Genomic DNA, 21,989 nt, shown 5'->3' on the forward strand with positions numbered 1-21,989 from the left:
TCAGCCTCCCTGCGGGGCGCGGTCGCGCCAGATGACCGGGCAGAAGTCGGGGTCGGCGTAGTCCGGCCGGCCCTCGGGGGTGCGGCGGACCAGCACGTCGTGGTTGTACGCGGCGAGCGTGCCGTCGGAGAGCGGATACTCCCGCCAGGCGTTGGCGCCGTCCTGCAGGTGCAGCGAGACGGCCTGCCGGGGGCGGCCGCTGACGTTCGGGCCGCTGCCGTGGTAGACGCGGCAGTGGTGGAAGCTCATGTGCCCCTTGGGGATCACCATGGGCACCTTGCGGATCTCCGCCCGGTTGTGCGCGGCGTTCTCGGCGAGCATCGCCTCCAGCTGGTCGCGGTCCCGGTCGGCGAAGTGCCGGACCACGGTGTCGTCGGCGCCGACCTCCCGCCAGCGGTGCGAGCCGTCGACGATGGTGATCGTGCCCATCTCCTCGCCGCAGTCGTGGAACGGGATGAACGCGGTGAGCATGTTCTCCGAGGAGGAGGACGCCCAGTAGTGCTTGTCGAAGTGCCAGGGCACGATGTTGGACGGCTCGCCGGAGATCGGCGGCTTGTAGATGAGGGTGGACTGGAAGATCCGGATCTCGTCGGCGCGCGCGAGCCGGGCGGCGACCGCCCCGATCAGCGGCTTGCGGAGGATCCGGCCGAGCGCGTCGTGCTCGTGGTGCACGTAGTCGTTGTGCCGCTGCACGTCGCCCTTGGCGGGCTCCCAGTAGGCCAGCTTCGGCGGGCGGACGGGCAGCCGCCGGTCCCGCTCGCCGGCGTAGTAGCGGTCGGTCGCCGCCACGAGGGTGTCCACCTCGTCGTCGGTGAGCAGCTTCCTGCTCAGGTACCAGCCGTGCTCGGCGTAGTGCCGCACGTCCTCCTCGGACGGCAGCAGCGCCTCCTCCTCGGCCGTCAGCACCGGATGTGTCGTGGTCATGCCCGAACCCCTCCTGCCGTCCCGGCCGCGGCGGCAGGGGTCGCCCCCGCCGCGGCGAGTTCGCGTTCCTTGGCCTCGTAGAGCGCCTTGATGTTGCCGCTGCCGAAGGTGCGCGCCCCGCGCCGCTCGATGAGTTCGAGGAAGAGGGTGCGGCGCACGTGCATCGACTCGGTGAAGATCTGCAGCAGCTGGCCGTCGTGGTCCGAGTCGACCAGGATGCTGAGGTCGCGCAGCCGTTCCAGCGGCGCGTCCACCTTGCCGACCCGCCGTTCCAGGTCGTCGTAGTAGGTGTCCGGAGTGCCGGCGAAGCGCACCCCCCGGCCGGCGAGGGCGCCGACCGCCGTGACGATGTCGTCGGTGCGCAGCCCGAGGTGCTGCACCCCGGCGCCGGCGTGCCAGCGCAGGAAGTCCTCGATCTGCCCGGGCCGCCGGCCGGTGTCCGGCTCCAGCAGCACGAGGGTCACCCGCCCGGACGGGCTCTGCACCACCTTCGAGTTCATGGCCTGCCCGGCGACCTCGATGTGCTCCTCGAAGATCTGCGCGAAGCCGAAGACCTTCTCGTAGTGCCCGATCGTCTCGTCGAGCTGGCCCGGCGGCACGCAGACCGCCAGGTGGTCGATCTCGGCGAGCAGCGGGATGTCCCCGCCGCCGGGCCGCGCCTCGATGGCGCCCGGCAGGAACGCCGTCCGGTCGCCGCGCCGCTCGACCAGCCGGTGCAACACGTCGCCGAAGCCGCCGACCTCGGCGGTCACCACCTCGGCGTCCGCCCCCGTGAAGGTGCGCGGCGCGGTCACCCCGGTCGCACCCCGGGCCACCAGCTCCGCATACGCCCCGGCGGCGTCGTCGACCTCCAGGGCCACCACGGCGATGCCGTCGCCGTGCCGCTGCACGTACGTCGAGGCCGGGTGCTCGGCGGTCAGCCCGCTGGTGAGCACCATCCGGACGGCGGCCTGTTCGAGCAGCAGCGAGCGCTGCCCGGCCAGGCCGGTCTCCGGGCCGCCCTGGCCCCGCAGCCGGAAGCCGACGGCCGTCTCGAAGTAGAAGGCGGCCTGGCGGGCGTCCCCCACGTACAGCTCGATGTGGTCTATTCCGTTGATGTCCATCGGTAGCCTTTCCCCCTGTTCCCCCCGTTACTGCGACCCGGGCGTCCGCCCGGGGTGGAGTCCGATCAGTTCGCCGAGGTCGGCCCGGCGGCCCGCCGGGCCGGTGCAGGCACCCGGCGCAGCAGCAGGCTGACGTTCTGGCCGCCGAACCCGAACGAGTTGGTCAGCGCGTGCTCGGCCCGGGTGGCCCGCGGCGCGGCACGGACGTGGTCCGCCTCGCAGTCCGGGTCCGGGTCGTCGAGGTGGTAGGTGGGCGGGAGCAGCCCGCGCCCGAGGGCGAGGGCGGTGGCCGCCGCCTCCAGCACGCCGGAGGCGCCGAGCAGGTGCCCCGTGAGGGCCTTGGTGGAGCTGACCGGCACGCCGCCCACCCCGAACACCGCCGCGAGGGCGGTGGTCTCGGCGATGTCGCCGAGTTTCGTGCCGGTGCCGTGCGCGTTGACGTAGCCGACCTCGACCGGCGTCACTCCCCCGCCGGCCAGCGCCCGGCGCATGCACGCCGCCGCCCCGGCGCCGTCCGGGCGGGGCGCGGTCGGGTGGTGGGCGTCGGTGTTCACCCCGTAGCCGGCGACCTCGGCGTAGCCGGTGACCCCCCGGGCGGCGGCGTGCCCGGCGCGTTCCAGCACCAGCAGCGCCGCCCCCTCGGCGAGTACGAACCCGTTGCGCCGCTTGTCGAACGGGCGGCTCGCCTCGGTGGGCTCGTCCCAGCCCCGGGCCAGGGCGCGGGCGTTGCCGAAGGTGTCGGCGAAGGTCGGGAAGAGCGGCGCCTCGCTCGCCCCGCACACCACCACGTCGGCCTCCCCGGCCTCGATGAGGCGTACCCCGTCGGCCACGGCCTGGGCGCCGGAGGCGCAGGCCGTGCCCACCGCGGAGCTGTAACCCCGGATGCCGTGGGCGATGGCGATCCGGGCCGACGGCATGTTCGGCAGGATCCCGGTGAGCAGGTACGGGCTGACCGCGGCCCGGCCCCGCGCGGCGCGGGCCAGGACCTGGCTCTCCAGGGTGGACATCCCGCCGACCCCGCCGACGATCACGCCGATCCGGTCCGGGTCGACGTCCCGCCCGACCTCGAGGCCCGCGTCGGCGAGCGCCTCGGCGGCGGTCAGCAGGGCGAGCAGCACGACCCGGTCGAGCACCTTGGTCTCCGGGCCGGAGGCGACGCCGCGCGGGTCGATCTCCGGCAGGACCCCGGCCACCTCCAGGCTGTCCCGGGCCGGGTGCCCCTCGGGCGGCCGGCGCAGCCCGGACCGGCCGGTGGTGAGCGCCGTGAACGTCTCCTCGACGCCCCGGCCGGCCGGGGTGAACAGCCCCATGCCGGTGACGAGGGCGCTCATGACGGGGCCTCGGCCAGGTACCGCTCGCGCAGCGCCACCTTGCGGACCTTGCCGGTCACGGTGACCGGGATGTCGTCGGCGCGTACCGGCACCACCCGGCGCAGGGTGGCGGCCAGGTCCGGCCCGACGGCGGCGCGGATCCGCGCGCTGCGGTCCTCGGCCGGGTCCGCCCCGGCGGCCAGTTCCAGCAGCACGTCGGTCACCACCCTGTCGTTCTCCTTGACGATCACCACGGTGCAGTCGGTGACGTCGGCGCAGGCGGCGAGGATGCGTTCCTCGGACAGCGCCGTGAAGAACCGCGTTCCGTCGCCCGCCTCGACCGAGTCCACCGCCCGGTCCAGGTGGTACCAGCGGCCGTCGGCGTCGGCGCGGACCAGGTCGCCCGTGAGGTACCAGCCGCGCAGCCGGGACCGGTAGGTGGTGACCGAGTCGTTCCAGTAGCCGCGGAACAGCGACGGCGAGTCGACGCCCAGCCAGCCGACCTGCCCGGGCGGCAGCTCGTCGCCCGCCTCGTCGAGCACGGCGACCTTCGTGAACCGGTACGGGCGGCCGACGCAGCGGCCGTACCGGTCGGTGTCGACGGTGTGGGTGATGTGGAACATCGAGTGCCCCATCTCGCTGGAGCCGAGCCCGTCGATGAAGACCGAGCCGGGCACCCGGGTCACCCCGTCGCGGGTCATGACGTCCCGCGAGCCCACCTTCACGAGCCGGCGCACGTGCGGCTCGTGCGAGCAGTCGCCGGTGTTGAACCACAGCCGCACCGAGTCCAGGTCGTACGCGGACAGGTCGAAGCGGGCCAGCTCGGCCCAGGTGACGGAGAACCCGAACACGCCGTCCGGCCGCCAGCGCTGGACGGCGTCGAGGACCCGCTCGCCGCCCTGCTCGGAGAGTAGGTACATCTCCGCGCGGTTGCCGAGCGCCTGGTTGACCATGAGCACGGTCGCGGTGTGCGGGGCGGGCAGCGCGTTGAGGATCCGGCTGGTGCCCTGCGCCTGCGGCATGGCGAGCAGGTGCCGGGTGGCGGCGAAGAGGCTGGCGTGGGAGTGCAGCACCGCCTTCGGCACCCCGGTGGTGCCCGAGGTGTGGGTGATGACGATCGGGTCGTCGTCGTGGTGCCGGTAGCGCTCCGGGGCCACGGCCGGGTCGCCGCCGCCCGCCTCGGCGGGCTCGCCGAGCAGGGGCGCCCCCAGGTCGTGCCCCTGCAGGGCCGCGGCGTGCGCGGCGTCGGCGAGCACCCCGGCGGCGCGCAGCCGGCGGATGTACTCGGCGGCGATCTCCGGGCGCAGCCGGCCGTTCATCAGCGCCGGGATCGCGCCGAGCCGGGCCAGCGCCAGGAACGACAGCACCATGTCGGCGGCGGCGCCGGCCCAGACGGCGACCGGGTCCCGTGGCCGGACGCCCCGCTCGTGCAGCCAGGCGGCCCGGGCGGCGACCAGCTCGTCGAGCCGGCCCAGGGTCAGCGGGGTCTCGGCCGGGTGGCCGTCGACCGCCGTGTCGAAGGTGAGTCCCGGCCCGTCCGGGTCGGCGCCGTGGGCCAGCACCCGGGCGAGCACGTTGCCCGCGCCCAGCTCGGTGTCGGCCGCGAGGGCGCCGCGCAGTCCCTTCGTCCTCATTGACGTGTTCCCTCCCCCAGCAGCACCGCGGTCGCCTCGCCCGGCGTACCGTCCGGTGCCTGTTCGATCAGGACCAGCAACGCCTGTGCGGCGTCGCCGTCGTACAGCAGCAGGTCCGCCTCGGCGGCGCCCTCGGCCCACGGGTCCCCCGTCGGGCTCAGGCACACCACCGGCCCGTCCAGCCCCCAGCGCGCCGCGACGTGCCCGGCCACGCTGTTCGGCACCGACTGGAAGAAGAACAGCGGGCCGACCCGGCCGCCAGCTGCCACCGTGGCCCGGACGTGCGCGGCGCTGGCCCGGTCGCCGCTCGCGCTGACCAGCACCACCGCCGTCCGGTTGCCGGCGGGCAGTGGCCCGGACCCGTACCGGCGCCGCAGGCACCGCTCGGCCACCGCCACGACGAGCGGCGCGAACGTCGAGTGCACGAACCCCGGCACCGGAGGCGGCGGGCCGTCCCCACCCTCGGGCCACCGCGCCTCGGCGAGCGTCACCCCTCCACGCGATCTTGCAGTTTGTGCCCACGAGGCGGGCCTTACGCCCGAGTTGTCGGGGCGGGAAGTGCACGATCGCGGGTCGGGGTGGGCGGCGGTCACGGCGCACTCACCAGGAGGGCCGTGTTGGCGCCGCCGAACGCGGCGTTCAACGTCAGGGCGTACGGCGTCGGTGCGGGGCGGGGGGCGTCCGTGATGACGTCCAGCGGGCAGTTCTCGTCGGGGCCGAGCCAGCCGGCGTTGACCGGCAGCTTGCCGTGCCCCAGCGCGAGTGCCGTGACCACCAGTTCCAGCAGGCCGGACGCCTCCAGCGCGTGCCCGTGCACCGCCTTCGTGGAGCTGACCGGGATCCGCCCGGCCGCCGCGCCGAACACCCGGCCCAGCGCCGCCGCCTCGGAGGCGTCGCTGTAGGGGGTGCCGGTGGCGTTGGCGTTGACGTAGCCCACCGCCCCGGCCGGGAGCCCGGCCCGGCGCAGCGCCGCCTCGGCCGCCCGGGCCAGGCCATGCCCCAGCGGGTCCGGCTGGCAGGGGTGGTACGCGTCGCCCGCCCGCCCCCAGCCGGCGACGGTGGCCACCGTGGGGGCGCCCCGCGCGCCGGCCGCGTGCGCCGACTCCAGCACGACCGCCGCCACCCCGTCACCGAGCAGCAGACCCTGGCGGCCGGCGCTGAACGGGCGGACCGCCCCGTCGGCGGCGAACGCCCGGCCGGCGTCGAAGAGGGCGTACTGGTCCGGCTCGACCAGGTAGCCGGCCGCGACCACGACCCGGTCCAGGTCGCCCCGGCCGACCAGGGTCGCGGCGTCGGCGACCGCGGTGCTCGCCGACACGCAGGCGGTGGTGTAGACGCGGGTGCCTCCACCCAGGCCGCAGCGGCGGGCCAGGTGACCGGCCAGCGCCGGCACCTCCGGCCCGGCGTCCCGGCCGCCTGGCGGCTCGGCGTCCCGGCCGCTCGGCGGCCCGGGTGGGTCTCCGGGCGGCGTGGCCGGCGCCGGCAGCGAGTGCGGGCCGCCGTGGGTGGCCAGGAACAGCGCCGCGCCGGCCCGGTGCGGGCCGTCCAGGCCGGCGGCCCGGCACGCGCGGTCGACCGCGTCGGTCAGCTCGTCGGCGAGGGCGCCGACCTCCGGCAGCGTGGCCGCCACGGTGACCCGGCGGCCGGCGGTGTCGAAGCGGCGCACCGGCGCGAACGCCGGGGTGCCGGCGAGCACCCCGGCGAGCAGCGCGTCGGCGCCCCTGCCGAGGGCGCTGAGCGCGTGGACGCCGGTGATCCTCAGGTGCTCCCGCTCAGCCATCTGCGGGGACGGTCAGCGAGGACTGGAACACCGCGAGGGCGTCGTCGACGGTGCGGATGCCGGCGAGCTGGTCGTCGGTCAGCTCCAGCCGGCGGCCGTAGCGTTGCTCGACGAGGTGCACGAGCCAGGCCAGCTCCATCGAGCCGATCCGGTCGGGCACCTGGTCGACGGGTTTCGCGGTCAGCTCGGCGAGCATGCTCACCAGGTCAGCTCGCCCCAGGTCGGGCTGACCGGTCATCAGGAGTTGTCGCTGTTCGCGATCACCCGGTCGGCGACCATCGTGGTGAACTCGCCGACCGTCATGAGCGCCAGCTTCTCCGACTCGTCGTCGGGGAACGTGAGGCCGTACCGGTCCTCGACCCGGACCGCGAGGTCGGCCAGGGCCAGCGACTCGAGGTCGACGCCGGAGGGGCCGAGGGTGGTGTCGTCGTCGATGTCCTCGACGTCGTAGTTCATGTCGGCGAGCTGCTCGATGACGAAGGCGCGGACCTCGTCTCGCATGGCGTTAACCTCTTTCCGTGAACCAGCTACCGGTGCCCGGTCGGGACACCGTGTACGTGTGGACCGGCCGTGCCGACGGCGACCAGCGGGTGCTGGCGCGGCGGCTGCTCAGGCGCGCGGGTGGCGCGTTGCTCGGCCGGCCCGAGGCGGAGATCGGGGTGGGACGGGCGCCCGGCGGGCGCCCGGAGGTGTACGCCGGCGGGCGGACGCTGCCGGTCGGCGTCAGCCACGCCGGTGGGGTGGTCGTGGTGGCCGCCCGGGCGGGCGGGCCGGTCGGGGTCGACGTGGAGCGGCGCCGGCCGCTGCCCGCCGTGTCCCTGGCCCGGCGCTGGTACGACCCGGACGAGGCGGCGTGGCTGGCCGCCCGGGCCGAGGCCGGCCGGGACCTGGACTTCCTGCGCCTGTGGACGGCCAAGGAGGCGGTCGGCAAGGCGCTCGGGGTGGGGCTGCGCGACGGGGGGCTGCGGCGCCGGATGCCGGTGCCGGACGGCGGCGGCGAGCTGCTGCGCCCGGTGCCCGGCTGTGCCGGCGTGCGGGTCGGCCATCCGGCCGGCGGGCCGGGCCTGGTGCTCGCCGTCGCGGTCGCCGGGGCGGCCGGGCCCGTCGAGGTCGCCCTCGAACAGGGGGCCGGTCATGACGCGGCGTCCCGCAGCGCCGAGGTGGCGCGGACCAGCTTGCCGGTGGTCGTGCGGGGCAACTGAGCGAGCAGGTGCAGGGTCCGGGGCCGTTTGTAGCCGGCCAGGCGCTCGGCGAGCAGCTTGTCCAGGGTGTCCTCGGCGAGCGAGCCGTCGGTCTGCACGTACGCGGTGATGCCGTCGTCCCAGACCACCACGGCGGCCGTCACCCCGGGCAGCTCGGCGACGGTCGCCTCCACCTCGGTGAGGTCGACCTTCAGGCCGCCCACCGACACCTGCGAGTCGAGCCGCCCCTTGACGGTGACCAGGCCGGTGCCCGGGTCGACCGTGCCGGCGTCGCGGGTGTGCAGCCAGCCGTCGGCCCAGCGGGTCGGGTCGGCCAGCCCGACGTACGGGTTGGCCGGGCAGCTCACCCACAGCTCGCCGCCCGACTCCCGGACCCGGATACCGGGGGCGGGGGCGATGGCGGGGCGGTGTGCGCCGTACAGGTCGGTGCCGATGACGCCGACCTCGGTCATCCCGTACATGTTGCCCAGGGGGACGCCGTAGCGGTCGGTGAAGGCGCGGGCGACGGCGGCCGGGACCAGCTCGCCGCCGGTGGTCATGCGCTTGAGCTGCGGGAGCGGGCCGGACGGGACGGTGGAGGCCAGCAGGCCGATGTGGAACGGCACGCCGAGCACGGTGGCCGGGCTGTCCTGGGCGGCCACGGCGGCGAGGATCGCGTCGCCGCTCAGCCGCTCCGGCGGGCACAGCTCGACGCCGGCGTGCAGCCCGTAGAGCAGGCCGCCGACCAGGCCGAGCACGTGCACCATCGAGGGCAGCAGGACGATCCGCTCGCCGGGCAGCGCCACTCCGTCGATCCTCGTGTAGCGGTGCACCTCGCCGACCAGGTCCGCCGCGGTGCGGCCGATCACCTTGGACGGCCCGGTCGAGCCGGAACTGAGCTGGATGACCGCGTGCGGGCTGCCGGCGGGGCGGTCCGAGTAGGCGGTCACGCCCTCGGTGACGTCCACGAAGATCCGCAGGGCGCCGCCGCCGGTCCGCACGGGGGCCACCACCACCTGCGGGACGAGGCGGCGCAGGGCCTTGTCGACCTCGTGGTCGGTGAGCCGGTGGTCGAGCAGGATCGCCTGGGCGCCGGTGCGCCAGGTGGCCAGCAGGTTCACGACGTACGCCAGCGACGGGGGCAGCCGCAGCGCGGCGGCGCCGCCGGGGCGCAGGCCGGCCTCGGTCAGCCGGGCCTGCGCCGCGCCGACGAGGCGGTGCAGGGTGGCCTTGTCGACCGGCTCGGGCAGACGGAGACAGATGTCGGTGGGACGCCCGGTGAACAGAGTGTCGTCCACCCAACTCGCGTCCGTCGACACCGGATCTTCCGCCATAGGATGTGCTGTCACGACCGCCCACCGCCCAGCCTCGAAGTGGGCGAAATCCGCCCATCAGGTGCGTTCTCCGGGGTGCTGACGGAACAGTACGACAGCCGTCGGATCCATTGCTACATGCAAATGGCTAGATCAATGAGGGCGGCTGGGCGGATTGCTCAGGATCGATCGGACAGGCAGGATCGATGCCACGCCGGCTCGGTACCCCGCCGGCCGCCCCGCGCTGTCCTCGGGCGGGGCGCGCCGCGGTCCGGCGCGTCGCTACGCTCGGGGCATGTTCCGTGCGGCCCGGCCCGACGACTTCGCGCAGATCATCCGCCTCTACCGGCAATTGCAGCCCGATGATCCGCGGTTGACCGACGGATCCGACGAGCGGGCCTTCGCGCAGATCCTGAGCAATCCGGCGCTGCACCTGTTCGTCCTCGAACTGGACGGGGTCGTCGTCGCCAGCACGTACCTCAACGTGATCCCCAACATCAGCCGATCGGCGTCGCCCTACGCCGTCATCGAGAACGTCATCGTCGAGGAGTCGCGGCGCGGCACCGGACTGGGCAAGCAGATCATGGCCGGCACGCTCCAGGCCGCGTGGGACGCGGGCTGTTACAAGGCGATGCTGATGACCGGCTCGCGCCGGCCCGCGACCCACGCCTTCTACCGGGCCTGCGGGTTCTCGGGCGACGTCAAGACGGCGTACCTGGCTCGACCGTCCTGACGCGGCGCCCCGTCACCTCTCGTCCATCGGCGGCGGGGGCGCGGCGCCGCGGAGGACCACCGCGCTGTTGAAGCCGTCGAACCCCCGCGCGCCGACCAGGGCGATGCGGCTGCGCGGCGGGCGTGGCCGGCGCAGGAAGGTCAGTTCGCAGCCGGGCGCCGGATCCTCCGGCCCGGCCGAGGCGGGCAGCAGCGCGTGGTGGAAGGCGAGCAGGGCGGTGGCCGCGTCCAGCGCGGAACCGCCCTGGTGGGCCCGGCCGGTGAGCGGTTTCTGGGTGGTCACCGGCGGGGTCGTCGCGCCGAAGACGGTGCGCAGGGCCGCCGCCTCGGCCCGGTCGTACGCCGGCACGCCGAGCGCGTCGGGCCAGATGACGTCCACGTCGTGCGGGCGGACCGCGGCCCGGTCCAGGGCCAGGCGCAGCGCCCGGGCGTAGTGGATCGGGTCCGGGCCGGCCTCGGCGTCGGTCGGCGCCGCGTCGTGGGTGGCCGCCCAGCCGGTGATCTCCCCGTAGATCCGGGCGCCCCGGGCCAGCGCGTGCCCCAGCTCCTCCACCACGAAGACGGCGCCGCCCTCGGCCGGCACGTAGCCGGTGGCGCCCGCGTCGAACGGCCGGTACGCCCGCTCCGGGTCGGCCACGTCGCTGAGCAGGCCCGAGCGGAGCTGGCAGGCCAGCGCGTACGGGCTGAGCGGGCACTCGGTCGCCCCGGCCACCACGAGCGGGGTGCCGCGCCGGATGGTCCGCACCGCGTGGGCGAGGCTGTCCAGCCCGCCGGCCGACTCGGAGACGGTCACCCCGCACGGCCCCTTGAGCTGGTGCCGGATGGACAGCTGGCCCACGCTGGCCGCATAGAACCAGGCGATCGACTGGTACGCACCGACGGTCCGGGTCGGCCCGCCCCAGAGCCGTTGCAGTTCCCGCTGCCCGAACAGGTTCCCGCCCGACGAGCTGGCCAGGGTGACCGCCCACTGGTACGGGTCGGGCGCCTCCTCGGGCAGGCCGGCGTCCGCGAGGGCCAGGCGGGTGGCGGCGAAGCCGAGGTGCGTCCACCGGTCGGTCTGCACCCGCTGCCGCGTGTCGGCGAACCCGGCCGGGTCGAAGTCGGGCACCTCCCCGCCCACCCGCGTCGGGTAGCCGGCCGGGTCGAACAGGGTGATCGGCCCGGTGCGCCGGGTGCCGGCGAGCACGGCGTTCCAGTGCGCGTCGGCGCCGACGCCGGTCGGTGCGACCACCCCGATCCCGGTCACCACGGCCCGGGCGGTCACGGGTGCACCGCCAGGCGGCGGAAGATCATCGCGGACTGGAAGCCGCCGAAGCCGCTGCCCACCGACAGCGCCACGTCCACCGGCACCTCCCGGGCCTCGTTGGGCACGTAGTCCAGATCGCACTCCGGGTCCCGGGTGGTCCAGTTGGCGGTGGGCGGGACCACGCCGTACTCGATGGCCAGCGCGCACGCGGCCATCTCGATGGAGCCGATGGCGCCGAGCGAGTGCCCGACCATCGACTTGATCGAGCTGACCGGCACCCGGTACGCCGTGGCGCCCAGCGCCCGCTTGAACGCGGCGGTCTCGTGCCGGTCGTTCTGCCGGGTGCCCGAGCCGTGCGCGCTCACGTACGACACGGCCGACGGTGCGAGCCGGGCCTGGCGCAGCGCGTCGCTGATGGCCACGGCCATCTCCGCGCCGTCGGGACGCAGCCCGGTCATATGGAACCCGTTGCTGCGACTGGCGTAGCCGGCCACCTCGCAGTAGACGTGCGCGCCCCGCCGGCGGGCGTGCTCGGCCTCCTCCAGCACCAGCACGGCGGCGCCCTCGGCCAGCACGAAGCCGTGCCGGTCCGCGTCGAACGGCCGCGAGGCGTGCTCCGGGTCGTCGTTGTCCGGGCTGGTCGCACCGATGGCGTCGAAGGAGGCGACGGTGACCGGGGAGATCGGCGAGTCGGCGGCGCCGGCCAGCACGATGTCCGCCTCGCCGTCGGCGACGAGCTGGTGGGCGTACCCGATGGCGTCGATGCCGGAGGTGCAGCCGGTGGAGATCACCTGGGCGGGGCCGTGCAGCCCGTGCCGGACCGCCACGTCGGCGGCCAGGCTGCTCGGGATCAGCGCCTGGTACAGGTACGGCCCGCCGAGGGTGTGGTCGACCAGCCAGTGCCGGCCGGAGTCGCTGACCCGGACGTACTCCTTCTCCAGCGCCATGGTGCCGCCGACCGCGGTACCGAGCACCACGCCGGTCCGTTCCCGCTCGGCGTCGGAGAGGGTCAGGCCGCTGTCGGCGAGCGCCTCGGCGGAGCAGGCGAGGGCGAACTGCACGTACCGGTCGGCGCGCTGCCGCTCGGCGAGGGTGATGCCGGCGGCGTCCGGGTCGAAGTCGCACTCGGCGGCGATCTGCGAGCGGAACGGCGACGGGTCGAAGAAGCTGATCCGCCGGGTGGCGGTGCGCCCCTCGGTGATGGTCTTCCAGAACCGGTCCCGGGTGGCGCCGCCGGGGGCGACGACGCCGACGCCGGTGACCACGGTGCGCCGGCCGGTCACGACGGCTCCCGTGGCGGTGGTGCCGCGCTCTCGGTGTCGACGTGGCCGAGTTCCGGGCGAGGTGCCAGTGGTCCGAGGTGGAAGACCACCTCGGCGGGCTCGTCGCCGGTGTTGCGCAGCCGGTGCCGCACGTCCTTGGCCACGAACAGCGCCTCCCCGGCGGCGAGCGGCACCGGCCGGTCGTCCAGGTCGACCGTGATGACGCCGCGGGCGACGTAGAGGAACTCCTCGCTGTAGGGGTGGTAGTGCTCGGCGATCCGCTCCCCCGGCGCGAGGGTGGCCACCCCCAGGAAGCCGGAGGTGCTGCCGACGGTCTTCGGGCCGAGCAGCACCCGCAGCTCGCCGCCGCGCCGCCGGTCGGCGGTGACGTCGTGGACGGAGACCCGGGCCGTGGTGGTGTCGGTCATCGTGCGCCTCCCGCGTGCGCCCGCTCGATCTTCTCCTTGATGACGGCGAGCTGGACCTTGCTGTTGGTGTTGATCCGCTCGGTCATGCCGGCGTTGTCGACCGGCGCCGTGGGCTTCATGGCGAAGTCCTGCACCCACGTCATCCGGGTGCCGCCGGGGATCTCGTCGTAGCGCCAGTAGATGCGCATGTACTCGAAGGGGCCGGTCTCCACCCGCCGGGCGCGCACCTCCCGGGTGGCCGGGTCGGCGGTGCGTTCGCTGACCCAGCTCCACGACGTGCCGTTCTCGTCCGGGTGCATGGTGAGCCGGAACCGGACCGTGTCGCCGTCGGAGTGCAGGATCTCGGCCACCGCGTACTCGGTGAACAGCTCGGTCCACCGGGCCACGTCGTTGGTGATCTCCCAGACCAGCGGCAGCGGCGCGGCGATGTCGACGGCGTTCTCGGTGTGCCCGGGCGGGTCGGCCTTCCGGGCCACCAGGTCGGCGACGCCGGCGATGCTGAGCTGCCCGGCCTGCTCGGGGATCTTCACCTGCCACCGGTCGGCCACCACGGCGGAGAGCTCGAGCAGCGCCAGCGAGTCCATGCCCAGCTCCTCGAGGCTGGCGGCCGGCGTGCGGGCGGCCGCGTCGGGGTCCAGGCCGCAGTGAGTCACCAGGATGTCGGTGATCTCGTTGGCGAGCGGGCGGTCGGGGGCGACGGTCATGGGTTCCTCCAGGCGTTCGGGCCGGCGGCGGGCACGGCGGTGACGGGGGTACGGCCGGCCGGGTCGGCGTCGGCTCGGATGTCGGGCACGGCCGGTCCGGCGCGGTCCGGGGTTGCGCCGGCGCGGTTGGGCGGTGGCGCGGCGACGATGTCGGCGGCGGGCGGATGCAGCAGGCGGTCGACCAGGCCGGTGGTGTGCCGTCCGGCGCGGAAGGCGGCGTCGCGCAGGACCCGCCGGGCGAACGGGATGGTGGTGCGCACCCCGGGCCCGGCCACCTCGAACTCGTCGAGCGCCCGGTCGAGCCGTTCAAGGGCGCCGTCGCGGTCCGGCGCCCACACCGCCACCTTGGCCAGCAGCGAGTCGTAGTGCGGGCTGACCAGGTAGCCGACGTGGCCGTGGGTGTCGACCCGGGTGAACGGGCCGCCGGGCGGCCGGAAGCGGTCCAGCCGGCCCGGGGCGGGCGCGAAGTCACGGTCCGGGTCCTCCACGTTGACCCGGCACTCGACCGCCACCCCGCGCAGCCGGACGTCCTCCTGCCGCCAGCGCAGCGCGGTGCCGGCGGCCACGTGCAGCTGCTCGTGGACCAGGTCGATGCCGGTCACCAGCTCGGTCACCGGGTGCTCCACCTGGATCCGGCAGTTGATCTCCAAGAAGTGGCAGCGCTCGGCCTCGTCGACCAGGAACTCGACGGTGCCGGCGCCGGTGAAGCCGACCGAGAGGGCGCCGCGCAGGGCGATCTCCGCGAGGGTGTCCAGGGTGGCCGGCCGCAGCGCCGGGGCGGGCGCCTCCTCGATGAGCTTCTGGTGGCGGCGCTGGACCGAGCAGTCCCGGGTGCCCAGGTGGATGCCGTTGCCGTGGCCGTCGCAGAGCACCTGCACCTCGACGTGCCGTGCCTCGGCGAGGTACCGCTCGACGTAGACCCGGTCGTCGCCGAAGGCGACCTGGGCGGCGGCGCGGGTGCGCGCGTACGCCCGGGGCAGTTCGGCGGCCGAGCGGACCACCGTCATCCCGCGCCCGCCGCCGCCGGCGGCCGCCTTGACGATCACCGGGTAGCCGACCTCGGCGGCCACGTCGAGCGCGTCGGCGGCGGTCGGCAGGGTCCGTACGCTGCCCGGCGGCAGCGGCAGGCCGGCCCGGCTCATCAGCGCCCGCGCGGTCGACTTGTCGGCGAGGGCGGCCATCACCTGCGGCGGCGGGCCCACGAAGGTGAGCCCGTTCTGCGCGCAGATCTCGGCGAAGTCGGCGTCCTCGGAGAGGAAGCCGTAGCCGGGGTGCACAGCCTGCGCGCCGGTCTGCCGGGCCGCCTCGACGATGGCGGCGGCGTTCAGGTAGCTCTGCCGGCTGGACGCCGGTCCGATGCGGACGGTCTCGTCGGCCAGCCGCACCGGCAACGAGTCGGCGTCGGCGCTGGAGTGCACGACCACCGTCCGCACGCCGAGTTCCCGGCAGGCACGCAGCACGCGCAGCGCGATCTCGCCCCGGTTGGCGATCAGCACCTTCTCGAACATCACACGTCCCGTCCGGTGAGCGGTTCCAGGGCGATGAGCGGCTGGTCGTACTCGACGGGCTTGCCGTCCTCCACGAGCACCTCGGCCACCCGTCCGGCCTGGCCGGCGGTCACCTCGTTCATCAGCTTCATGGCCTCGACGATCCCGACCACCTGGCCGGGCCGGACCACGTCGCCGACGGCAACGAACGGCGCGGCGCCGGGCTCGGGCGACCGGTAGAAGGTGCCCACCACGGGCGCTCGCACCGCCGGCCGGTCCGTCCCGGGCGCCGTCGGCTGGACCTGCGGCGCGGCGACCGGATCCGCCTCGGCCCGCGGCACGGGGGCCGGGTGGGCGGGGCGGGCCGGGTGGTGCCACTCCACCTCCAGCACGGTCTCGCCGCTGCGCAGCCGGACCCGGCGCACCGGGCCGGCCAGCTCGGCGACCAGCTTGCGGGCGTGCCGGCTCAGCCCATCCAGCACCTCCTCGGGCCCGTCTTCGGCGCTCACGGCATGACCTCCGTCCCGGTGCGGCCGTTGACCTCCGCCGCCGGGTCCACGGCGGCCGAGCGGGCCGCGCCGAAGCGGCGGAACCGCTGCCGGCGGCGGCGGACGAGGGTGGCCGGGGGCAGGGCCAGGAGCGGGGCGAGGTTCGCCGCGACGGCCCGGCCGAGCAGCTCGGCCGCGCCGGCGGGGTCGCCGTGCGCGGCGGGCCGCGGCTCGGGCACCACCTCGTCGACCACTCCGAGCCGGCACAGGTCGGCGGCGGTGAGCCGCAGCGCCCGGGCGGCCTGCGGGGCGGCCGAGCTGTCCGGCCAGAGGATCGCGGCGCAGCCCTCCGGGCTGATCACCGAGTAGACGGCGTGCTCCAGCATGAGCACCCGGTCGGCGACCGCGAAGGCGAGCGCGCCGCCGCTGCCGCCCTCGCCGGTGACCACCGCGACGACCGGCGTGGGCAGCACGCTCAGCGCCAGGATGTTCTCCGCGATGGCGGCGGCCTGGCCCTGCTGCTCGGCGTCCACGCCCGGGTCGGCGCCCGGGGTGTCCACAAGGGTCACCACCGGCAGGCGGAGCCGGGCCGCGAGCCGCATGAGCCGCAGCGCCTTGCGGTGCCCGGCCGGGCTGGCCATGCCGAAGTTGCGTGCCACCAGTTCCGCCGTCGTGTGGCCCTTCTGGTGGCCGATCACCATGACCGGCCGGCCGGCCAGCCGAGCCAGCCCGCCGACGACCGCCGGGCAGTCCGCGCCGAGCCGGTCGCCGTGCAGTTCCACGAAGCCGTCGAAGGCGGTCTCCAGGTAGTCCAGCGTGGTGGGCCGGCCGGGGTGCCGCGCCGTGCGTACCGTCTCCCAGGCGTCCCGCGCCGGGCCGGTCGCGGCGGGGGGCGCGCCGGCCGCGGCGGCCGGCCGCGGCGCCGGCTCCTGCCGGGGTACGGGCACCCGCCGGCCGGCCTCGGCGGCGGCGAGCAGCGCCGTCAACCGGCCGCGCAGGGCGTGCCGGGGCACCACGAGGTCGACCTGGCCGTGCCGGAGCAGGAACTCGGCGGTCTGGAAGCCCTCCGGCAGCATGGCGCCGGTGACCTGGCGGATCACCCGGGGGCCGGCGAAGCCCAGCCGAGCACCGCTCTCGGCGAGCACCACGTCGGTGTTGGTGGCGAAGGAGGCGGCCACCCCGCCGTACGTCGGGTCGGTGACCACGCTGACGGTGAGCAGCCCCGCCTCGCGCAGCCCGGCGACGGCCTGGCTGACCGTGGCCATCTGCATGAGCGACAGCGCGCCCTCCTGCATCCGCGCCCCGCCGGAGGCGGTGACCAGCACCAGCGGCGTGGCGTCGGCCAGCGCGCGCTCGGCGGTGCGGGTGATCAGCTCGCCGACCGCGCAGCCGAGGCTGCCGCCGAGGAAGCGGAAGTCCATCACCGCCAGGGCGACGGGGTGGCCGCCGATGCGGGCGGTCCCGCAGAGCACGGCCTCGTCGAGGCCGGAGCCGGCACGGGCCGCGCCGAGCCGGTGCGGGTAGGGCAGCGCATCCACGAACCCGATGGGGTCGACCCGTACCGCGCGGTCCGGCAGCGGGGTGAACGAGTCCGGGTCGACCAGTTGCGCCACCCGGTCCGGTGCGTCGAGCCGGGCATGCGACCCGCACTCGGGGCAGACGTCGAGGTTGCGGCGCAGCCGCTTGCGGTAGAGCAGCGAGGCGCAGCCGTCGCAGCGGGACCAGAGCTGTTCGTCCTGGGGGGCGGTGGTGGTCACGGCCGCCGCCCGGGGGCGTCGTGACGGTGGGACTGCCGCCCGGGGGCGTCGTACCGGTAGAAGCAGTGGGCCATGGCGTCGCGCGGCGAGCGCCAGGTCGGCAGGTACGGCGAGATGTACGGGCGCAGCCGCTCGCTGACCCGGACGAACTCGGGATGGCCACGCGCCTCCTCGACCGCACCCTCGGCCGGCGCCTCCGTCTCCAGGAGATGGACGTAGAGGTCGTGCAGCCGGTAGAGGGAGCGGTGCCGGACGCCGACCAGGCCCGGCAGCTCGGTCGCGTCGGACGCGGCGAAGATCTCGGCGACCTGATCCTCAGCGGTCGGCACCACCTTGGCGACGATGAGCGAACGGTTCATCCGCGGCCTCCCCTGGGCGTCCCGGTGCGTGGCGACCGGACTCGCCGCACGACTGGCGACACGGTGCCGCCGGCACCGTCAACGCGGCGTCAACCGGACACCATCGGCAGGGGAAGTCGGTGACGCTGCGTTGACGCAAACTGTGCGGTAGCTATGGGAAGATCAATTGGCGGTCGTGGATGGCGACACTTTTTCGCAGTTCACCGGCCGTTCGTCTGACCATTACGGACGGTCAGCAAACCGATGCGGCATTGACTCAGAGTAACAAGTGTTGATATTCTGCGTACCGGTCAGCCCGGCCACGACGGGCTTTCTCCGCCAGGGCGGAGCCGTTCCGACACCGGCGTCGTGGGCAGCCGAGCCAGGCAATGAGGACGGTCGGGACGAGGGTTCCGTTGCTGGGGGTGCGCCCGTGTCCGGTGGATCGAGAAAGCCGACGGCGGAGGACCCCGCCCCAGAGGTGTCGCTGCACCTGCTCGGCGGGTTCCAGCTGCTCCACGACGGCGTCCCGGTGGTGGTTCCCCGGGGCCTGCAACGGGTCATCGCCCTCATCGGGCTGCGCCCGGCCGCCACCCGCAGCCACCTCGCGGGGCTGCTCTGGCCGGAGACCTCGGAGGACCGCGCGCTCTCCTCGCTGCGGACCGCGCTGTGGCGGCTCCGGCAGGATCCCTGCTGCCCGCTGCGCACCGACGGCGACACCGTCCGCCTCGACCCCGCCGTCCACCTCGACGTCGACGAGCTGGTGGCGACCGCCGCCCGGGTACGCGACGGCGACGTCCCCCGCGGCGCCGCCGGCGCCGGCCGGCACGACCTCCTCCCCGGCTGGTACGACGACTGGGTGCTGCTGGAACGGGAACGGCTGCGGCAGCTGCGGCTGCACATGCTGGAGGAGCTCGCCGGCAACCACCTCACCGCCGGACGGCACGGCGAGGCCCTGGAGGCGGCGTTGGAGGCGATGGCCGCCGAGCCGCTGCGGGAGACCCCGCACCGCCTGGTGGTCCGCATCCACCTTGCCGAGGGCAACGCGTTCGAAGCCGTGCACGCCTTCTACGTCTACCGGGACCTGCTGCTGCGCGAGCTGCGCCTGGAGCCCTCCCCCGCGATGTCCGCGCTGCTCGACGAGACCCTCGCCCCGATCCGGCGGGCCACCCGGCGGGAGGCACCGCAGCGGCGCGCGGACCGGAGCAACGCCCCCGGCCGCTCGACCGGGTCGGCGCAACGCGGCCCCACCGCGCCCACCACACCGCACCCCCGCTGACCGCGGCGTCACCACCGCCATCAATCGCGGGGTCGGGATCGTGACGGCGAGGTGACAGCCGACCCGCGAGGGTGTGCCCCACGGTGGCCGACACCCTGGGCCGGGGTCGGCGCATCACCAGCGGCGAGAGGGGTCCCGATGAGTCGACTGTTGGTCGTCAGCCGGATCGTGCCGGGGGCGCAGGGCCGGGTGGCCCAGATCTTCGCCGAGTCCGACGCCACCGAACTGCCACGGCTCACCGGGATCCGGCACCGGTCGCTGTACTACCTGCACGACCTGTGCGTGCACCTCATGGAGACGGTGGACGTCGACCCGGACCTGGCCGCCGAGGTCCGCAGCAACCCGCTCTACCAGCAGGTCAACGAACGGCTGTCGGCGCACACGTCGCCGTACCTGCCGACCTGGCGCTCCCCCCGCGACGCCGTGGCCGGCTGCTTCTACAGCTGGGACGCCGTCGACCTGCCCGCGCCGCGCCGGCCCTGCTGAGCGTTCCCGCCAAGACCGGGGCGCCCCGGACCCTCGAACGGCACCAGGGTCCGGGGCGTCCCTTCACGCCCGCCGTGGCACACGCTCGGTCATCCCGCGGCCACCGGCCGGCACCGCCCGTCCCACCGGCGGCGCTCCGCCGCCCACCTCCCTGTCGCCCCGCGCGTACGTGTGCGAAGCTGCCCCCGGATTTTTCGCGATTGTCGTGCACATACATAGGAGGAGGTTGGCCATGCCGTCGAGCTTCGGGCAGTGGCTGGTCGTGATCCTGGCCCTGCTGGTGGGCCTGGGCATCGGGTGGGTGGTGATCGGCCGTCGCAACGCCGGCACGCCCACGGTGGAGGGTGCCGCCACCCCGGCGCCCGAGGTGACCGCGACGGTCGACCAGGAACGGCCGGAGGCCGTGGTCGACGAGGTGCCGCCGCCCGCCGCGGTGACCGAGGAGCCGGCTCCGGTGGAGCAGGAACCCGCCCCGGCCGCCGCCGCGCTGGCCGCCCAGGCCACCACCCTGCCGTCGGCCGAGCCGGCGACGGTCGCCGAGCCGGCCGCGTCCGACGAGGAGCCGGTCCGCGCGGTGGCGGCCGAGGACGCGCAGCCCGCCACCGTGGCGGGCACCGATCCGGTGACCGAGGAGGCCGAGCCGGCCCGCACCACGCCGGAGCCGGTGGCCGTGGCCGAGGAGCCGGTCGCCGCGACCGAGCCGGTACCGGCCGCCGAGCCGGTGGCCGTGCCGGCCGAGCCGGTGGCCGACGCGGAGCCGGTGGCCGACGCGGAGCCGGTGGCCGACGCGGAGCCGGTAGCGCCGGTGGCGGTGCCCGCGCCGCGTGCCGCGGTCGAGGACGCCGCTCCGGCCCAGGTGGACGCCGCCGACGACTTCCGGCGGATCCAGGGCATCGGGCCGAAGCTGGCCGCCGCCCTCCAGGCCGCCGGCATCCGCACCTACCAGCAGCTCAGCGAGCTGGACGAGGTGGCGCTGCGGGAGGCCGTCAAGGCCGCCGGCCTGCGCGCCGCCCCGGGCCTGGCGACCTGGTCGCAGCAGGCGAAGGTGCTGGCCGGTGCCCGCGCCGACGCCGAGCGGGTGCTGCCGGCCGGCACCGGCGAGGACGCCTGACCCGACACTCCCGGGCCGGTGGTGACCGTCGGTCACCACCGGCCCGCACCGTGTCCGGCGGCCGTCGGCCCGGCCGATCCGGCCGACCACCGCCGACGACCGCACCTCGGACGAGCGCGAATGCCCGAAACCCGGCACGGGTCCCGGCGGGCGTCGCTACGGTCGGTGCAGGGCCGGACGGCCCGCCGCGCCGATCCCGCCACCGCAGGAGCACCTCGTGCCCACCGCCACGCCGGAGCAGCCCGCCGAGCGGCGACCCCCGGTGCGCGATCCCGAGGCACCGCGCCGGGTCACCCTGCTGGAGCTCTTCTTCGACCTGGTGTACGTGGTCGCGCTCTCCCTGATCTCCCGTGGGCTGATCCACGAACTCAACTGGGAGCGGGCCTTCCAGTCGCTGATCATGCTGATGGCCCTGTGGTGGACCTGGGCGATCACCACCCTGGTCACCGACCTGTACGACCCCCAACGCTCCGAGATCAAGCTGCTGATCATCGCGGTCATGTTCGGAGCCCTGCTGATGACCACCGCCATCCCGGAGGCCTTCGGCGCCCGCGGGCTGGTCTTCGCCGGGACGTACGTGGCGATCCATCTCGGACGCGGGCTGTTCCTCATGCCGACGGTCCGCCGCCACCGGCAGACCCAGCGCCGGGCGGCCCGCATCTTCACCTGGTTCACGATCTCCGCGATCCCCTGGATCATCGGCGCCATGGTGAGCGGACACGCCCGCGAGAGCCTCTGGGCGCTGGCCCTCGGCATCGACTACCTCGGGTTCCGGCTCGCGTACCCGGTGCCCGGGCTCGGGGTCGTGCCGGACGCCCAGCGCAACGTCACGGCCGAGCATCTCTCCGAGCGCTACCAGCAGTTCTTCATCATCGCGCTGGGCGACGCCATCCTGGTCACCGGCACGGTCTTCAGCCTGCACCACTCCGAGACGGAGAACATCGGCGCCTTCGCCATCGCGTTCGCCACCACGCTGCTGCTCTGGCGGATCTACGTGCACAAGTCCGGGGAGCTGCTGCCGCACGCCATCGCCATGTCGAAACAGCCGAGCAAGTTCCTGAACTCCGCCCCCTACACCCACCTGCTCATGGTGGCCGGGGTGGTGACCACCGCGTCCGGCTTCGACCTGGTGCTGCTCGAACCGACCGGGCGGACGCCGCCGGCCTGGCTGGCGGTCATCCTCGGCGGGCCGGCGCTGTTCCTGGCCGGTCGCGCCGCCTTCGAGTTCGAGGTGTTCAGCCGGGTGTCGCGCTCGCGCCCCGGCGGCGTACTGGCGCTGCTCACCATCGCGCCCGGCCTGCTGTTCCTCGCCCCGGTCTACGCCGCCCTCGGAGCGATGCTGGTGCTGGCCGGGGTGGCCGTCGCCGACCACCTGCGCAGCCGGGGCCGGCCGCCGGAAGACCCGGCACCGCCGCACTGAACCGGG

General features: G+C 75.0%; 23 protein-coding genes. 6 read left to right on the forward strand and 17 right to left on the reverse strand.

Annotated features, from left to right (window positions below):
* The 8 genes from GCE86_RS13385 to GCE86_RS13420 form a co-directional block, all read right to left on the reverse strand.
* On the reverse strand, positions 1–924 hold the full coding sequence (locus GCE86_RS13385) for a phytanoyl-CoA dioxygenase family protein (RefSeq protein WP_154227265.1): 924 nt from the start codon (positions 922–924) through the stop codon (positions 1–3).
* Positions 921–2,027: a 4-hydroxyphenylpyruvate dioxygenase gene (hppD, locus tag GCE86_RS13390; protein WP_154227266.1), complete on the reverse strand. Its 1,107-nt coding sequence runs from the start codon at positions 2,025–2,027 to the stop codon at positions 921–923. The genes GCE86_RS13385 and hppD overlap by 4 nt, the downstream gene beginning before the upstream one ends.
* A gap of 65 nt (positions 2,028–2,092) precedes the next feature.
* Positions 2,093–3,358: a beta-ketoacyl-[acyl-carrier-protein] synthase family protein gene (locus GCE86_RS13395; RefSeq protein ID WP_154227267.1), complete on the reverse strand. Its 1,266-nt coding sequence runs from the start codon at positions 3,356–3,358 to the stop codon at positions 2,093–2,095.
* Entirely contained in the window at positions 3,355–4,971 is a 1,617-nt protein-coding gene (locus GCE86_RS13400) for a class I adenylate-forming enzyme family protein (RefSeq protein WP_154227268.1), read from the reverse strand. The genes GCE86_RS13395 and GCE86_RS13400 overlap by 4 nt, the downstream gene beginning before the upstream one ends.
* Entirely contained in the window at positions 4,968–5,462 is a 495-nt protein-coding gene (locus GCE86_RS13405) for a beta-ketoacyl synthase chain length factor (protein WP_154227269.1), read from the reverse strand. The genes GCE86_RS13400 and GCE86_RS13405 overlap by 4 nt, the downstream gene beginning before the upstream one ends.
* A 98-nt stretch (positions 5,463–5,560) precedes the next feature.
* On the reverse strand, positions 5,561–6,751 hold the full coding sequence (locus GCE86_RS13410) for a beta-ketoacyl-[acyl-carrier-protein] synthase family protein (RefSeq protein ID WP_154227270.1): 1,191 nt from the start codon (positions 6,749–6,751) through the stop codon (positions 5,561–5,563).
* On the reverse strand, positions 6,744–6,989 hold the full coding sequence (locus tag GCE86_RS13415; RefSeq protein WP_154227271.1) for an acyl carrier protein: 246 nt from the start codon (positions 6,987–6,989) through the stop codon (positions 6,744–6,746). Before GCE86_RS13415 ends, GCE86_RS13410 begins: the two co-directional genes overlap by 8 nt.
* A complete protein-coding gene (locus GCE86_RS13420; protein ID WP_154227272.1) occupies positions 6,989–7,252 on the reverse strand; it encodes an acyl carrier protein in 264 nt (87 codons plus the stop codon). The genes GCE86_RS13415 and GCE86_RS13420 overlap by 1 nt, the downstream gene beginning before the upstream one ends.
* A gap of 17 nt (positions 7,253–7,269) precedes the next feature.
* Between GCE86_RS13420 and GCE86_RS13425 the strand changes: the two genes are divergently transcribed.
* Positions 7,270–7,953, forward strand: coding sequence for a 4'-phosphopantetheinyl transferase family protein (locus GCE86_RS13425; RefSeq protein ID WP_154227273.1), 684 nt, complete (start codon positions 7,270–7,272; stop codon positions 7,951–7,953).
* Here the strand turns inward: GCE86_RS13425 and GCE86_RS13430 are convergent.
* Positions 7,884–9,266 carry a class I adenylate-forming enzyme family protein gene (locus tag GCE86_RS13430; protein WP_154227274.1) on the reverse strand — a complete coding sequence of 461 codons (1,383 nt, stop codon included), beginning with the start codon at positions 9,264–9,266 and terminating at the stop codon, positions 7,884–7,886. The genes GCE86_RS13425 and GCE86_RS13430 overlap by 70 nt on opposite strands.
* A 274-nt stretch (positions 9,267–9,540) precedes the next feature.
* On the opposite strand from GCE86_RS13430, the gene GCE86_RS13435 reads away from it, so the two are divergent.
* Complete coding sequence (locus tag GCE86_RS13435; protein ID WP_154227275.1) at positions 9,541–9,978, forward strand: GNAT family N-acetyltransferase; 438 nt, start codon at positions 9,541–9,543, stop codon at positions 9,976–9,978.
* Positions 9,979–9,990: 12 nt separating this feature from the next.
* Here GCE86_RS13435 and GCE86_RS13440 read toward each other — a convergent pair whose 3' ends face one another.
* From GCE86_RS13440 to GCE86_RS13475, 8 genes are read right to left on the reverse strand one after another with little or no spacing between them, the layout of a single operon-like run.
* Positions 9,991–11,241 carry a beta-ketoacyl synthase N-terminal-like domain-containing protein gene (locus tag GCE86_RS13440; RefSeq protein WP_154227276.1) on the reverse strand — a complete coding sequence of 417 codons (1,251 nt, stop codon included), beginning with the start codon at positions 11,239–11,241 and terminating at the stop codon, positions 9,991–9,993.
* Complete coding sequence (locus GCE86_RS13445; protein ID WP_154227277.1) at positions 11,238–12,506, reverse strand: beta-ketoacyl-[acyl-carrier-protein] synthase family protein; 1,269 nt, start codon at positions 12,504–12,506, stop codon at positions 11,238–11,240. Before GCE86_RS13445 ends, GCE86_RS13440 begins: the two co-directional genes overlap by 4 nt.
* Complete coding sequence (locus GCE86_RS13450) at positions 12,503–12,913, reverse strand: cupin domain-containing protein (RefSeq protein ID WP_154227278.1); 411 nt, start codon at positions 12,911–12,913, stop codon at positions 12,503–12,505. Before GCE86_RS13450 ends, GCE86_RS13445 begins: the two co-directional genes overlap by 4 nt.
* Complete coding sequence (locus GCE86_RS13455; protein WP_154227279.1) at positions 12,910–13,617, reverse strand: SRPBCC family protein; 708 nt, start codon at positions 13,615–13,617, stop codon at positions 12,910–12,912. The genes GCE86_RS13450 and GCE86_RS13455 overlap by 4 nt, the downstream gene beginning before the upstream one ends.
* Positions 13,614–15,125 (reverse strand): acetyl-CoA carboxylase biotin carboxylase subunit, encoded by a 1,512-nt coding sequence (locus GCE86_RS13460; RefSeq protein WP_154227280.1) that lies wholly within the window; start codon positions 15,123–15,125, stop codon positions 13,614–13,616. Before GCE86_RS13460 ends, GCE86_RS13455 begins: the two co-directional genes overlap by 4 nt.
* Positions 15,125–15,613, reverse strand: coding sequence for an acetyl-CoA carboxylase biotin carboxyl carrier protein (gene accB / locus GCE86_RS13465; protein ID WP_154227281.1), 489 nt, complete (start codon positions 15,611–15,613; stop codon positions 15,125–15,127). The genes GCE86_RS13460 and accB overlap by 1 nt, the downstream gene beginning before the upstream one ends.
* Positions 15,610–17,349 (reverse strand): acetyl-CoA carboxylase carboxyltransferase subunit alpha, encoded by a 1,740-nt coding sequence (locus tag GCE86_RS13470; protein WP_154227282.1) that lies wholly within the window; start codon positions 17,347–17,349, stop codon positions 15,610–15,612. The genes accB and GCE86_RS13470 overlap by 4 nt, the downstream gene beginning before the upstream one ends.
* A complete protein-coding gene (locus tag GCE86_RS13475) occupies positions 17,346–17,708 on the reverse strand; it encodes a TcmI family type II polyketide cyclase (RefSeq protein WP_154227283.1) in 363 nt (120 codons plus the stop codon). The genes GCE86_RS13470 and GCE86_RS13475 overlap by 4 nt, the downstream gene beginning before the upstream one ends.
* A 412-nt stretch (positions 17,709–18,120) precedes the next feature.
* Between GCE86_RS13475 and GCE86_RS13480 the strand changes: the two genes are divergently transcribed.
* From GCE86_RS13480 to GCE86_RS13495, 4 genes are all read left to right on the forward strand, one after another.
* Positions 18,121–18,966 carry an AfsR/SARP family transcriptional regulator gene (locus GCE86_RS13480; protein ID WP_154227284.1) on the forward strand — a complete coding sequence of 282 codons (846 nt, stop codon included), beginning with the start codon at positions 18,121–18,123 and terminating at the stop codon, positions 18,964–18,966.
* A 138-nt stretch (positions 18,967–19,104) separates the two neighbouring features.
* Positions 19,105–19,452 (forward strand): TcmI family type II polyketide cyclase, encoded by a 348-nt coding sequence (locus GCE86_RS13485; protein WP_091258840.1) that lies wholly within the window; start codon positions 19,105–19,107, stop codon positions 19,450–19,452.
* Between the two features lie 232 nt (positions 19,453–19,684).
* On the forward strand, positions 19,685–20,563 hold the full coding sequence (locus tag GCE86_RS13490; protein ID WP_154227285.1) for a hypothetical protein: 879 nt from the start codon (positions 19,685–19,687) through the stop codon (positions 20,561–20,563).
* Between the two features lie 217 nt (positions 20,564–20,780).
* Positions 20,781–21,983, forward strand: a complete 1,203-nt coding sequence (locus tag GCE86_RS13495) for a low temperature requirement protein A (RefSeq protein WP_154227286.1) — start codon at positions 20,781–20,783, stop codon at positions 21,981–21,983.
* Positions 21,984–21,989: the final 6 nt, after the last annotated feature.

The organism is Micromonospora terminaliae (assembly GCF_009671205.1).
Lineage (GTDB): Bacteria > Actinomycetota > Actinomycetes > Mycobacteriales > Micromonosporaceae > Micromonospora > Micromonospora terminaliae.